This is a genomic window from Microcoleus sp. B5-D4, from assembly GCF_036705145.1.
In the GTDB taxonomy this organism is placed as follows: domain Bacteria; phylum Cyanobacteriota; class Cyanobacteriia; order Cyanobacteriales; family Microcoleaceae; genus Microcoleus.
Window position 1 is genome coordinate 1 of sequence record NZ_JAUBTV010000131.1, and the last position, 13,650, is coordinate 13,650.

Below are 13,650 nucleotides of genomic sequence, written 5' to 3' on the forward strand. Positions count from 1 at the left end.
ACTACTGACTAATGACTACTGACTAATGACTACTGACTACTGACTACTGACTACTGACTACTGACTACTGACTACTGTCAACTGTTAAGCTTTGCTTTCACCATGTCTTGAATTCTGTTACCGTCTGCTTTGCCCTTAAGCTGCTGCATTGCCTTGCCCATCACCTTGCCCATATCCTTTGCAGAAGTAGCGCCAACCGATGCAATCACTTCGTCAACGACTTGACTCACCTCTGCGTCTGACATCTGGGGTGGCAAATACTCTTCAACAATGGCTAACTCCGCTTCTTCTTGTGCCACTAAATCTTCGCGGCCACCTTTGCGGTATTGTTCGATCGAATCCCGGCGCTGTTTGGCTATTTGCATCAAAATTTCCATTTCTTGAGCTTCTGTCAGCGTTTCTTGCCCGGAGGGACGGAGGCTGACTTCTTTTTCGAGAATAAATTTCTTGATGCCGCGAACTGTTTCCAAGCGAACTTTGTCCTTGGACTTCATGGCTGCTTTGATTTCTGCGTCAATGCGTTCTCTTAAGCTCATCGATTTCTACCTTGCTTTGCCCGATATCAAAAATCTGGAGTATGCTCCGATTCTTAACTTTTTTTACAGTATTTTTCCAGTTTATTGCCTGTTGGTGGCTTTTTTATCGCATTGAACCCGGATGCCTTCGGCCTTCGACTGAATTTGGGGTGGCTGCACTTGCAGCCTCAGCCCCAAATTGACTCTCGCCAGAACTTTTAGACGCAGGGGCACAAGTGCGATCGTACTTCTGCCAGTACAGAGGTCGCTAGAACCCACATTCCACGCCCTGGGGTGTCACACAGCATAATTACGCAGAATGCTCTATCTTTACAGTAATAAATTATGCCCTTAAAAAGTAATTTATCCGTTAATCTACGGTATTTTAGTATAATTTATAGTTTTATTGCTGGATAAAAATAAGTAAAAACCGATTGTGACCGTTGAAGGTGTCGAATGTGGGCTAGAAACCCGGTTTCTCGGACATATTTCTGCAAGTCCTATTCAATTCGCCTAACCTAACACTTGTGGTCGCCCCGAAAGTTAAATGTATTAAAAAATTGGCTGAATATTTCTAGTTTCAGATGGTAAGATAGCGATGGAATAAACGTCCTGCAAGAGGCCTGCTGTGATCCGTTCTGCTACTTTACCGCTTCCGCTTCCCGAGCCGCCGGTTTCCGCTCATGACCGTCTGCGGCTGTTCTCCGGTTCTGCTAATGTTCCCCTCGCCCAAGAGGTGGCTCGCTATCTGGGGATAGATTTGGGGCCGATGGTTCGCAAGCGGTTTGCTGATGGGGAACTCTACGTTCAAATTCAAGAATCGATTCGGGGTTGCGATGTTTACTTGATTCAGCCAACTTGCTGTCCGGTAAACGATCGCCTCATGGAATTGTTAATTATGATCGATGCTTGTCGCCGCGCTTCGGCTAGACAAATTACTGCTGTCATTCCCTATTACGGATATGCTAGGGCTGACCGCAAAACGGCCGGAAGAGAGTCGATTACTGCAAAATTAGTGGCTAATTTGATTACGGAAGCTGGGGCAGGTCGCATTTTGGCGATGGATTTGCACTCGGCTCAGATTCAAGGTTATTTTGACATTCCTTTCGATCACGTTTACGGTTCGCCGGTGCTTTTGGATTATCTGGCGAGCAAGCAATTGACGGATATTGTTGTGGTTTCGCCGGATGTTGGCGGAGTCGCTAGGGCGAGAGCTTTTGCCAAAAAGCTTGGTGATGCTCCCCTGGCAATTATTGACAAGCGCCGCCAAGCTCACAACGTGGCAGAAGTGATGAACCTCATCGGTGATGTCAGGGGCAAAACTGCTGTTTTGGTGGACGACATGATCGATACTGCAGGCACCATTTCTGAGGGCGCCCGATTGTTGCGCCGCGAGGGTGCGAGGCAGGTTTATGCTTGTGCTACTCATGCGGTGTTTTCGCCTCCGGCGATCGAGCGTTTGTCTAGCGGGGTTTTGGAAGAGGTAATTGTTACGAATACAATTCCTGTACCGGAAGAGAACCGTTTTAAGCAGTTGACGGTGCTTTCGGTAGCCAATTTGCTCGGAGAAACTATTTGGCGGATTCACGAAGATAGTTCTGTAAGTAGTATGTTCCGCTAGACAGGAAAGGCGCTTTTTGAATGTGTGTTTTAGGGTGCGTTAACAAGAGTGTAACGCACCGTTTTTTTGCTCAATAGTGCGATCGTTTCCCGCCAGTAATCAGCCCAGGCGCATCTAAATTTTACTGTCAAGTCCCATCAAATTCTTGTGGAGTGGGCGTCTCGCCCGCTCGGAAAATACAATTTAGATGCCCAACTGCTTATCCAGTTCCTCGGTAAAATAACGGTTATAAGTTTGTAGTAAGGACTCAAGTCCTCATACAATTCGCTCGGACTTGAGTTTTCACTACGAACCAATTTGACGATCGCCGATCGATCGCACTTGGTACCACCGGAACAAGAGATGGTAAAATTCTATCTTGTTGTTGGAAGAGGGCGACTTTTTTATATTCTAGATAAGTCTCATCACCATAAGGAGCCAATAGGGAAAAATCATGAAACATTCACTTGTACGAACAGTGGCCGCACTGGCCGGTTCAGCAATTTTAACACTTGGCGCGATCGGTTCGGCTAAAGCATTTACTTTTGACGAAACCGAAATTAACCAAGACCGAGTAATTGTCATCGCCCAACCCCGCCCTTTCGGTGGCTACCAATTGCTAATTGTAGAACAAGTATCTGACAAGCGAAAGTGCTGGAGCGAAAGCGGCTCTAATCCCGTGAAAGTCGATCCGTTATTAGTTACTTTTGATTTCACCGGTATTTGTGGCCGCGCAACAGACAGCAACGGCTTTTCAATTCGCATGGCAGGCACCGATTTAGCATTAAAATACACCCTGACTTTGGAAACTGTTGATGGTAATGTTCTACTAATGGGAACCCCGGTAGATTACCAAGGTAAATCTGTGATTATCGGTCGCACAAATGGCGATGTTAACGAATTCATGAAAATTACTCTCGATCCTGCTTGGCGCTTGAGTAAAAGAGCTTACCAAGGACGCACATTAGGTCACTTTTATTTCACTACCAATGAACCCGCACCGGGAGAAATTGGCAATACCGGAGGCAATACCGGAGGCAATACCGGAGGCAATACCGAAGCAATACCGCAGCCAATACCAATACCAATACCAATACCGCAGCCATTACCGCAGCCATCACCGCAGCCATTACCGCAGGAAATACCAATACCGCAGCCAATACCGCAGGAAATACCAATACCGTAGGTAATACTGGCTTTTCTACAATTCGGAGATAGCTACCGATGATGTCTACGCTTCAATAGCTTTCGGCAGCAACTTGCTGTTACCAGAGAGCAATTTGTATCTTTAGTTTGGGAATATTTGAAATGAATACAAGGTGCTAATATCACCTTTCCTAGCAATCTTTCTATCCGTCTCTATAGCGAGGTTGATATCTCCCGCTGGAGTGCCGGAAAAGTTCTATTTGCGCGGGACAACAAGATAGTTAGCGGCTATCAAGATGGAACTTTTAAACCTACGCAGCCCGTCACTCGCACTGAATTGATGGGGGTGCGCCGTCGAGAGGCGGGATTCGGTTTGTCGGCGGGAATGCAGCCAAATTTAGTTGCTAAAGAGCCGTTTAAAACTTTTTCAGACACTCAAAATTATTGGGCTGCTTCTATTATTACTCAAATGTATTCTTATTGTTCTGTTGCTGCCGCTATTAAGGAAATTGGCTCGGTTTCCTCCGAATGATTCTGCAAAGCGCAATTACGCGGCGGCGGCTACTTTGCGGATGCTGAAATGCGTCAAGGCTCAGTAGGGCGAAGTAGATACCCGACAACTTTGGCGAAGTCGGGTATCTGAGTATTCTGTTTTTTTTAGCTTGACATTTTACGCTACACCGTAATCAGTATACGGTCGTTTGTATGGGGGTTGCAATCCCAAAACAATATCCTCTCTCGGTACTCCCATTGCAACTAATTCCTCCGCAGGATTTTCCTCAGTCAAATTTTGTTGAAGCCAGATTTTTCCATCTTTGATGTCAATGTGAATGATGCTTCGATAAATCCGGGTTAAGTGTTCCCAGCCGACATTCATCCACTGATAATGATCTCGTTCTGTGTCGCAGATAAGTTGCACTTCGACTTCATCATCGGAAACATCATCTTCGGCATAACGGGTGATTAATGTCTGAACATATTGACGATATTGAGCTAGTTTGTCCATTGCACAATTACCTCATTTGTTGGATCGTATACGATTAGCAACACCTGATACTGTTGTACCGCAGTTTGAGTAAACTCATACTGAAAAAATGTTCTATACACTTCAAATGGAACTGCCAAGTACAATTTGCGATTGGGTTCCACCGATGCCAAGGCAAGCCGATAACTGAGAAATTGCCCCAATGCAGCATAAAAGTCTGTAATCGCAGAGGAATTGAGGAAGCTTTTGATTTCGACTGCAATTTTCTCCCCACCTCGCTCCGCTGCGACTAGCCTTTCTGCTCCCAAATCGACCTGAAAGTTAACATTACCAAACTTAAACTTTAGTGGATCGGCAGTAATCACCCACTGTTCTTTTTGAAGGGCCCGTTTTACGGATTCGTGGAAGGTATCTTTGGCAGACACAGACAAAATCTCAGCGCGATTGCAAATAACTATTAATTATACATAAATCGCGGTATATTGTCAATCGGTACCATCCTAATTTTCTAAATAGTTTTAATTTTTAAGTTAAGGAGGAGTCTAGTCCTCATCATATCGTTTACTTGGGTTTCTTCTTAGATGGCTTTTTAGGAGTTTTCTGGACGGGGATAATTTCTTGTTCTTGCAAGATGACATCTTCTGTTACTTTACATAAGTCATTCAAAGAAAGTTTTTGTTGCGATTCGAGTTCGTTTAGCAAGTTTGAAGCTGTTTCTAATATTTGTTTTCCCTGTCGGACTTGAATAGTAGTTTTATTTTCGATCGCATCTAGCAACACAAAAATCGAAACTGTTTGCCAAATATCTAAATCGTCGCCGATGACATCGCACTCAGACACAATTTTGCCGTTTTCGGGGACGTGAATTCCTAAGCCGGAAGCTTGAATTAACGGCTGGATTTCTGCTATACTTAAATCCGCCAGGTCAGTAATTTTATGTTCGAGCGATACTAAATCTGCTAAATCTGGCAAGTTGACCGATTCTGTCGCTAAAGCATCGAATTTAAAGGTAAGAGTTTGATTCAGCGGATCGGAAATGGCATAAATTGATTGAATTTGCGATCGACTAACTGCACCTTTCTCGAAAAAATTTCTACCTTGGGGGGCAATCGCAATTTTCCCATTTTCAGCCACCTCCAAGCTTTCCAAACTAACCAGAGTCGCCGCCGTAGTCTTCACAAAAATCTCGTCCAACCCCAGCAAATCCGCCAATTCCTTCAAAGTTGGCGCAGGTTCAAACTCAACACCCGCCCGCAAAATGAACTCTTCCAACACGTTAAACTCGCGCGGTTCGCTAACCGCCACCTCCAGCGGAGTTTGGCGGATTGCGAAGCGGAATTGACGCGCCGCCAACACAGACAAACCCGGATTTTGTTGCTCAATCTGTTCGGCTAGCGAACTTAAATTCGAGTCTATGGGTTTAGTTGAGGACGCTAGAGACATCTACAAAACCTCCGCAGTGACGCACCGTTTTTGAAACTTCCTGATACATTTTTCCCACTGTACCTGTTTGTTGGGTAAATAAATCGTGGCAGCCGACAACTACCAGCAATTCTTGAGCGCGGGAAAATGCCACATTCACCCGTTCCGGTTCCTTCGCAAATCCAATATCGCCCCTAACATTATTGCACACTGTGCTGACAATAATTACAGGCCTTTCCATGCCTTGAAATATGTCAACCGTACCAGTGCGGATGCTCAAAGCAGGGAATCTGTCGCCTTCGATTCTGTCTTTAATTGCATTTAATTGAGCAGCATAAAAAGTGATGATTCCGATTTCTTTCGGTGGTTCGCCGTCGGCAACTTTGGGCTGCCAAGCTATCTCCATTTGTTCGCACAAACGCTCGATCGCATCAATCTCCTTGACATTCAACCGCGAAGTACCCTGTTTTTCCTCTTCAAACCCTTGTCCGATCGGCGTTTTCACCCACAGAATGTGATTATTTTCTTGAATGATTCTACCTGCGAGGTTGTGGGCGCGTTTGGTGTCTGCTTCCTGAATGCCACAGTTGAGCTTTTGCTGGTAAAACTGATTGATGGCGCCCATAATTTGTGGGTGCATTCGATACTGAGTTGTCAGCATTTTTTTGATGCTGTCGCTGGCAGTTTCAAACAATACTTTAAACAGCGATTCTTTGATGAAGCTAAGTTCGTCTCCGGTACAGCCGATGTCTTCGGCAATATCGTCGATCGTACTTTGATTAAACATCGGCGGCAATTGCCTGTGATCGCCCACTAATACTAACTTTCTGCCTTTCAAAGCGGGGATTAATAACTCTGGCGGAGTGCATTTGCTAACTTCGTCAATGATGACTGCATCAAAGCTGGGAAAGTTTTTAGTAAAATCGAAGCTAGCAGCCTGCACGCAAGTAATGCCGATCACGTTGGCATTGTCAATATAAATTTGCTTTAAATCGTTGCGGTCTTTTTCTGATGGATTGCGGAGTTTTTGAATCCAATCTGTTACAAAGTTTTGAGAGCGATTTAGTGCGGTTTCTTCTTGTTCTAATTTACGTTGCCAAGTTTTGAATAAACGCTTAATTTTGTTCAAAAAAGCTACGGTGAATAATCCTGTATTCGGAACTTCTGGCTGATATTGAGTCGGGATAGTTTGCCATGCTGACTCCCACCAATTTCTCTCGACCAGTAATGCTGCTGTTGGTTGCTGCTGTTGCATTTGAGCATTAATTTCGCTCAATTCTGCTTGTAGTTGAGCGAGTTGCTGCTGCGAAGTTGCAGCCGCAATTTGTAGCGGGGACAAATGCTCGTCAAGGGTGTTTTTGATGGTTTCCAAAACCCCAAAAGGATCTAAGTCAGCAATTGATTTTTCAAGCTGAATCGTGGTTGATTTCCAAGCCTCAACTTGCTTGACAAACTGCTGCGGTTGCTCCCAAATATTCGATTTTTGGGCGAGATATTGTTCCGCTAAAATCCGCAACTTTTCAGGTACATTTGGCTGTTGGACAATAGCTTGCAACAAATTAGTAACTTCGCTAATTTTTAAGTTGGCCTCTTGCTGCGCTGTTTCTACCTGAAGTTTAGCGGCGGATATTTCCTGCTGGCTCAATGTTTGACCAATTTTATCTAATAACTGTTGCTGTTTGATAAGCTGCTGTTCGGTTTCGGTTTTCAGGGGAACCACGCACTGACGCGCATTTGCTAGGATACTGTGCAGCAATTCTTTGACTAAGCGATCGAAGGTAGCCTGGATATGATTTGGGTGCAACGATTGACTGTAAAATTGTTGAATGCTAGCTAAGAAAGTGCGAGCTTTTTCGATGATAAATTTGCGCTGACTTTGGCTGACTTGGGAATAGCTGGCGAAGTCTTTGGCGAGTTGTTGCCACTGTGTACGATCGCCCGCAGAGAGTACGATCGGCGTTTGACTCAAATTTAGGTGCAGAAACTCGCTAAACCGGAACTGTTGCCCTTGTATGTCCTTAAAACCTGCGCTTTCTTCGTGGGATATAGCCTTTTGCAACCGATCCAAATCGGGCAAATTGATTTTGCATTTGGGCGGTACGATCGGCAATTTGAGCGATCGGGCAATTTTCAGCAATCCTGTCGGCAATTCTACCATATCATCCGTCAGCATTGCGCCCGTTTCCCAGCAAGTTTTCACGACTTCATAGAGCCCCGTATCTGCTGTCTCAATCCACTGTGCAACGGCGACGACAACGGCTGCAATTTCCGCTTTTCGCAGTTCCAAATTCTTGATTTTCTGTTCGAGATTTTGGCGATGTGTCTGATTTTGCCGATCGCCCAATTCGAGTTGATTCACAGCCTCAGACATCTGCCGCGACACCCGCAACGACTCCGCAACCGCCGACATAGCGTGACAAACATCATCAGCGCGATCGAATGCCGTCTTAAATTCCGATATTTGCGCTGCTACAGTTTCCTGCAGCCAAACAGCAATCCCAAACGCGCCGCAAGCAGGGCGATCGAACCCTATTTGAATAGCATTGCTAGCGGCAATCCGCACATTTGCCATAAAGTTTTCTACTAAAACATTGCCTTCTGAATAGGGTTTTAGTCGGGGCATAAACTCGGCAACTTCTGGAGATTCCCAGTTAACTTGCGGCGCATCCAGTAGATTTTCTAGCCCCGAAACCACCGATTCAATATCGCTTTTTTCGGTTAAAATTAGTTCATAATTGGTTGCTTGCTGGTTGCACTTTTCCTCAATACTTGCTTTACTGTCGTGCAGGTGTTTTAGTTCATTAAAAAAATCTCTCTCTGCGGCACAGTAGGCGGTAAATCGCTCGGATTCTGCCACCAACTGCCGCAAAGATTTGACATTAGTCAGGCGCTGCGAGAGCTTTTGTTCGCAGTCAGTCGCCGTATTTTGCAGCCAAGTGCCGATCGCATTTTCCTCCAAAAACGGCTGCCCTTCTTCCTGCACCTTATGAGCTTTTCCCTTTCGCAAAGCCCGAATCGCCGGATTGTGAACTAACCGACTCAAAGCATTGTCTACAGCCAAATTTGCTTGGGAAGCAATTAGCGTTTTGCCACCCTGACGGGCAATTTGATAGCAAATCTCCGCAATCACAGTCGTTTTGCCCGTTCCCGGCGGCCCTTGAATCAAAATTAAATCCCGCGCCGAAAGCACCGTTTCTACGGCGGCAAGTTGATCGTCATTAGCATTGCGATTTAATAAATTTTCCCGATCCAATTTAATCAGTTTTTCGGGAATTCTCGCCTGAGAAGAGTCGAATAAAAACTCACTTAAATAGGGATTTTGAGCGCGCCCATCTGTCAGCATTTTTAAAGCTTTTTTCTTGCGTTCAATCTGACTAATATCGCCCGCAGCCTCAAAATACAAGAATCCTTGTTTGGGCATTTGATATCTGCCGCCCGCCATGCGATATCCTAAATCAACATCTAACTTAATGCGTAATTTACCATGTTCAAAGTCAATTTCAGCGATGCTACCTAATGTCTCTCCATCGCGGCTGCTTCTGCTTCCGGGCGGCGAATCAAACAGGATAATTTCTTCATTTCTGGCTTTTTTCAGCCTTTCGCGAAAGTCGCCCAATTCTAAGGGATTTTCCTCGTAGCCGTCAAGAGTTGCGGAATTACGCTCAATTTCAAAAGTGACGATTTTGAAGCCGGAACCGTAATTGTGTCCTCGGAAAGGTACACAAAATTGACGCGCTTCGGCGATGCGTTTTTCTACATTTAAAAAAGTGTGCCAAACCTTTAGTTGTTCGGTAGTCGGTATGTGCCTGTCGTCCCAAAATGGCATTTGTTGGACGCGGGCGATCGACTTTACAGGAATTGGCGATCTACTGTTAGCCAAAAGTCGCAACTGAACCGGCAAAGAATACCCATCTTTCCTCCCTCTGGGAACCGCCACCAAACCAGCATCCAGCAGTTTTAAACCGCCAATTCCGTCTTCACAGCGTACAGTTGCTAACAACCGCAAAGTGCGATCAGCTTTTTGCAACAATTGGGGTAATTCAAAATCATCTCCATCCGTAGCAAGGAGCAATTCCCAGATTTCTTCTTCCGAAAATCTCTCATTTACCTTTTGGCGGCGCACGTAGAAAAGACTGTGGGATTTGCCGGCAATCTCAGACATCAGAATTTCCGCACGCTCTCTGCATTCCCAATCGCAATATTTCCCTAAAGCCGCTTCTCCTTCTATATCGCGAATAAACTTATTAATTGTGCGATCGCCACTAAATTTATATCCCCAATCTTCTGTTACTAAAGATGGCATATTTAGATTTTAGATTTTAGATTTTAGATTTTAGATTGGATTTAAGATTAGCACATCGGAACTTGTGCCGACACATTGGTGTCAATAACCAGCCTGAAACCCCTGAGAAATCTCGCTTTTCGCTGAGTCTAGATCCCCCTAAATCCCCCTTAATAAGGGGAGTAGGGGTTGACTTCGATGACGCTCTTGTCCCCCCCTTATTAAGGGGGGTTAGGGGGGATCGATCCCTAACTGTCAAACAGCAGACCCATACTACTTTTAACGTTAAGTTGACACAAATGATGCCGACAGAACCGCTAAATCCCAAAGATTAAGGTGTGCCGAAGCCCACCCGGAGGCGATCGAATTAAACAGTTCAGAATTAAAAGGGCGAATGATGGGAATTGAACCCACGAATGGTGGTACCACAAACCACTGCCTTAACCACTTGGCTACACTCGCCATAACGTTTCTAACTATAGCATCAGATCTCAGCACAAGTCTAGGGGTAAGGCAAAAATATTTTGAAATATTTCTGAGCGTCCCTGAACCGGACAGATCGATTGTGCGTCAAATTCCCAGCACAGTAAGAGTTTAGCACAATTTTCGGCCTGTGCGATCGGCCTGTGCGAGCCTCTTCGAGGGCTTCGCCAACGGCAATTATCTCGCCCCCAGCACTCATGCGGCGTGGGTTCGGCAGCTCTGGCAGCGTCCCGATTCGATCCAGGGCATTAAAATAGCCTTATCAGCCCAGGCGCATCTACAGTCCAGTTTGATAAAACTCACCTCTGACACCATTTTTAAGAACAGGCTTTCCGGCCTGTTCCACAAAGAATGAATTTCTTTTAGGGTGGGATCTTCTAGCCCACCCCTAAAAGCCTGATTGAGAATGGTGCAATATCTCAGATGAAATGCTTGTGGGGTGTCCCGCCCGCCCGAAAAATACAACGCCAGAAGCGGGACAGCTTATCCCACGCCGCATGAGTTATCAACCATCCCTTTTCTCTCTCTTCTCTTTTCCCTATTCCTTCGCGTCGCTTCGCGTCTTCGCGGTTCGTTTAAAAAAAACTCTTCTCCGCAATCCAAAATCTAAAATCTAAAATCTAAAATCGATATGAGCTACTGTATCAACCCAGAATGTCAAAATCCTCAAAACTCCCACACCGCCAAATTTTGCTTAAACTGCGGCTTTAACCTGTTGCTGAGACAGCGATATCGCCCGATTGAACTTTTAGGTAGAGGCGGATTTGGTAAAACTTTCCTAGCAATTGATCAAGACATCCCATCTGTACCCCGCTGTGCAGTCAAGCAATTTTATTTTTACGACCGCGACCCCGAAATTTTCAACAAAGCCGTTGAATTATTTCGCCAAGAAGCAGTCCGTTTAGACGAACTCGGAAAACACCCGCAAATCCCCACATTATTAGCGGGATTTGAACAAGAAGGTCATATTTATTTAGTTCAAGAGTTTATAGACGGGCCGACTCTTAAACAAGAATTAGACAAGAGTGTCTACGATGAAAATCAAATTTGGCAACTGCTGCAAGACTTATTGCCGGTGCTGCAATTTATCCATGAGAAGCGCGTCATTCACCGGGACATCAAACCCGAAAATATTATCCGCCGCCAATCGGACAACAAACTCGTATTGATCGATTTCGGCATAGCCAAACTGCTGACTGATTCAGCGATACTCCGTTCAGCAACGCTCATCGGCAGTCAAGATTATGTAGCTCCCGAACAAATGCGCGGCAAAGTATTTCCTGCTAGCGACCTTTATAGTTTAGGTGTTACTTGCATTCGCCTAATGACGCAAGTTCCTCCCTTGGATATGTACGACTGCAACCACGAGCGCTGGTGGTGGCGCGAGTTTCTCCCCAAAGCCACGAGTATTAGCGACGAGTTAGGTGAAATTTTAGATAAATTGCTGCAAACTCGTCTCACTCAGCGGTACAGTTTTGCTACGGAAGTTTTGGACGATATCAAAGCAGCTTTAGATATTCGCCATCAAAATTTGCTTTCGCCGGAAAAGCAGATCATCGCTCCTGCTCTTAATAATAGCGACAACTCTGCCGATATCAACGCCCTACAAACTCCTGATTCTCCGATTTTACCCACAAATGCCCTAGCCAATTCCGCAGAAACTTTTTCCTTATCTGTTACTTCAAATACTTCAAATATCGAGCCAACCCTAATTTCTTCACGGGGAGTTGATTATACCAAACTGCGAGATTTTTTGTCTAACAAAAAGTGGAAAGAAGCCGATCGCGAAACTTGGGGCTTGATGTGTCAATCTCTTTCCCAGCAACCGGGAACTCAGCTAGAAATTAGCCAAATTTACCAGATCCCCTGCGAAGATTTGCAAACAGTCGATCGCCTTTGGTTGCACTACAGTCAAGGTCGGTTTGGCTTCAGCGTCCAAAAGCAGATTTATGAAAGCGTTAAGGGAGACTATATCAGATTTTGCGATCGGGTCAACTGGCAAACCTACAATTCTGCTAATACTTTAGGGCAGATTAAATTTAGTCAGCAAGCACCAATCGGACACCTCCCCTCTCGCAGTTGGGTTGGCGGCATTCAGTGGCTGCGGCATCTCGATGCCCTGTCAGCAAAATTAACCGAGTGCGACAATAATGCAGCTTGTAAATTGTAATTTGGTCTACCGACTCACTAAGTAAAATTTCATATTTAAACTCTACCTGAAAGCAGAGAAATTTGTCGAGCTAGATGTATCCATCGACCGAGGCTCGGTGCGAGCGCTTATCGCACAATGGATTCTGAAGGCGAACACAGATAAAGTCTGCGATCCTGAGACTGTAACAACAGAATTAAAGAGAGGTATCAATCCATGTTTTTTCACAAAAAGCAATTAATGGCTGCGGTGACTGTAGACCAACCCAACCCCCGTTTTGCCCAATTGCTGCTAGAACAGTTTGGCGGAGCAACCGGAGAACTGACAGCAGCTCTGCAATACTGGGTGCAGTCCTTTCACTGTGAAGATGCAGGGATTAAGGATATGCTCCAAGATATTGCAATAGAAGAATTCAGCCACTTAGAAATGGTGGGCCAACTCATAGAAATGCACACCAAAAACTCTGACCAAACAGAAGCTTACAAAAGCACTTTGTTTGCGGTGCGTGGCGTAGGCCCACACTTGTTGGACAGCCAAGGTCAAGCTTGGACGGCAGCTTATGTCAACGAAGGCGGCGATGTGGTGCGCGATTTGCGTGCTAATATCGGTGCGGAAGCAGGAGCCCGCCAAACCTACGAAGAGTTGATTAAACTAGCACCGGATATGGGAACGAAAAAGACGTTGCAGTTTCTGTTGACTCGCGAAATTTCTCACACTCAAATGTTCATGAAAGCTCTGGAAGCGCTGGGCAAACTTACCGATCCGATGTTCGGCAATATTCCGCCAGATTCCACTGTGGATCTCTACTTTAACTTGTCCACAAATGGCAAGGATGAACGTGGCCCTTGGAACTCGGAACCTACTTTCAAATACATTGCCGATCCCGCTCCCAAAGCTTAATTTGAGAGTAGTGTAGGGTCTGTGGCTTAGAAGATTTAAGCCCAGTATTCAGTAATTTTTAAGCCCTGCACCTTCTTTCGTAGGGTGTGGGGCTTAGGAATGAGAATTAAATAACTTCCACTCTTGAAAGTGGGATGGGCGTCCCGCCCGTCTAAAAAGGACGGGCGG

General features: G+C 45.4%; 12 protein-coding genes and 1 tRNA gene. 4 read left to right on the forward strand and 9 right to left on the reverse strand.

Annotated features, from left to right (window positions below; translation table 11 throughout):
• Positions 1–77: 77 nt before the first annotated feature.
• Together QUB10_RS32215 and QUB10_RS32220 are read right to left on the reverse strand one after the other, a co-directional pair.
• Complete coding sequence (locus tag QUB10_RS32215) at positions 78–536, reverse strand: GatB/YqeY domain-containing protein (RefSeq protein ID WP_333207189.1); 459 nt, start codon at positions 534–536, stop codon at positions 78–80.
• A gap of 81 nt (positions 537–617) precedes the next feature.
• On the reverse strand, positions 618–794 hold the full coding sequence (locus QUB10_RS32220; protein WP_333207190.1) for a hypothetical protein: 177 nt from the start codon (positions 792–794) through the stop codon (positions 618–620).
• A 349-nt stretch (positions 795–1,143) separates the two neighbouring features.
• Here QUB10_RS32220 and QUB10_RS32225 point away from each other — a divergent pair, with 349 nt between their 5' ends.
• Positions 1,144–2,136: a ribose-phosphate pyrophosphokinase gene (locus QUB10_RS32225; protein ID WP_006635514.1), complete on the forward strand. Its 993-nt coding sequence runs from the start codon at positions 1,144–1,146 to the stop codon at positions 2,134–2,136.
• 247 nt (positions 2,137–2,383) lie between these two features.
• Here the strand turns inward: QUB10_RS32225 and QUB10_RS32230 are convergent, their stop codons facing one another.
• Entirely contained in the window at positions 2,384–2,578 is a 195-nt protein-coding gene (locus QUB10_RS32230) for a hypothetical protein (RefSeq protein ID WP_333207191.1), read from the reverse strand.
• Here QUB10_RS32230 and QUB10_RS32235 point away from each other — a divergent pair.
• Positions 2,570–3,301, forward strand: coding sequence for a DUF3747 domain-containing protein (locus QUB10_RS32235; RefSeq protein ID WP_333207192.1), 732 nt, complete (start codon positions 2,570–2,572; stop codon positions 3,299–3,301). The genes QUB10_RS32230 and QUB10_RS32235 overlap by 9 nt on opposite strands.
• 251 nt (positions 3,302–3,552) lie before the next feature.
• Here the strand turns inward: QUB10_RS32235 and QUB10_RS32240 are convergent, their stop codons facing one another.
• From QUB10_RS32240 to QUB10_RS32265, 6 genes are all read right to left on the reverse strand, one after another.
• Positions 3,553–3,696: a hypothetical protein gene (locus QUB10_RS32240; RefSeq protein WP_333207193.1), complete on the reverse strand. Its 144-nt coding sequence runs from the start codon at positions 3,694–3,696 to the stop codon at positions 3,553–3,555.
• Positions 3,697–3,931: 235 nt separating this feature from the next.
• The gene (locus QUB10_RS32245; protein ID WP_333207194.1) at positions 3,932–4,267 is read right to left on the reverse strand and encodes a XisI protein; all 336 of its coding nucleotides are present in this window, start codon (positions 4,265–4,267) and stop codon (positions 3,932–3,934) included.
• On the reverse strand, positions 4,255–4,671 hold the full coding sequence (locus QUB10_RS32250; protein WP_333207195.1) for a XisH family protein: 417 nt from the start codon (positions 4,669–4,671) through the stop codon (positions 4,255–4,257). The genes QUB10_RS32245 and QUB10_RS32250 overlap by 13 nt, the downstream gene beginning before the upstream one ends.
• 136 nt (positions 4,672–4,807) lie before the next feature.
• Positions 4,808–5,689 carry a hypothetical protein gene (locus QUB10_RS32255; RefSeq protein WP_333207196.1) on the reverse strand — a complete coding sequence of 294 codons (882 nt, stop codon included), beginning with the start codon at positions 5,687–5,689 and terminating at the stop codon, positions 4,808–4,810.
• Positions 5,667–9,971: an AAA domain-containing protein gene (locus QUB10_RS32260; RefSeq protein WP_333207197.1), complete on the reverse strand. Its 4,305-nt coding sequence runs from the start codon at positions 9,969–9,971 to the stop codon at positions 5,667–5,669. Before QUB10_RS32260 ends, QUB10_RS32255 begins: the two co-directional genes overlap by 23 nt.
• 368 nt (positions 9,972–10,339) lie before the next feature.
• A tRNA-His gene (locus tag QUB10_RS32265) sits at positions 10,340–10,412 on the reverse strand.
• A 652-nt stretch (positions 10,413–11,064) separates the two neighbouring features.
• Between QUB10_RS32265 and QUB10_RS32270 the strand changes: the two genes are divergently transcribed.
• Entirely contained in the window at positions 11,065–12,603 is a 1,539-nt protein-coding gene (locus tag QUB10_RS32270; RefSeq protein WP_333207198.1) for a serine/threonine-protein kinase, read from the forward strand.
• A 195-nt stretch (positions 12,604–12,798) separates the two neighbouring features.
• Positions 12,799–13,482, forward strand: a complete 684-nt coding sequence (locus tag QUB10_RS32275) for a manganese catalase family protein (RefSeq protein ID WP_333207199.1) — start codon at positions 12,799–12,801, stop codon at positions 13,480–13,482.
• The last annotated feature ends 168 nt before the right edge of the window (positions 13,483–13,650 follow it).

Coding starts and splice junctions, on each gene's coding strand:
- QUB10_RS32215 (WP_333207189.1), bottom strand. CDS start 536: ATGAGCTTAAGAGAACGCATTGACGCAGAAATCAAAGCAGCCATGAAG.
- QUB10_RS32235 (WP_333207192.1), top strand. CDS start 2,570: ATGAAACATTCACTTGTACGAACAGTGGCCGCACTGGCCGGTTCAGCA.
- QUB10_RS32230 (WP_333207191.1), bottom strand. CDS start 2,578: ATGTTTCATGATTTTTCCCTATTGGCTCCTTATGGTGATGAGACTTAT.
- QUB10_RS32245 (WP_333207194.1), bottom strand. CDS start 4,267: ATGGACAAACTAGCTCAATATCGTCAATATGTTCAGACATTAATCACC.
- QUB10_RS32255 (WP_333207196.1), bottom strand. CDS start 5,689: ATGTCTCTAGCGTCCTCAACTAAACCCATAGACTCGAATTTAAGTTCG.
- QUB10_RS32260 (WP_333207197.1), bottom strand. CDS start 9,971: ATGCCATCTTTAGTAACAGAAGATTGGGGATATAAATTTAGTGGCGAT.
- QUB10_RS32270 (WP_333207198.1), top strand. CDS start 11,065: ATGAGCTACTGTATCAACCCAGAATGTCAAAATCCTCAAAACTCCCAC.
- QUB10_RS32275 (WP_333207199.1), top strand. CDS start 12,799: ATGTTTTTTCACAAAAAGCAATTAATGGCTGCGGTGACTGTAGACCAA.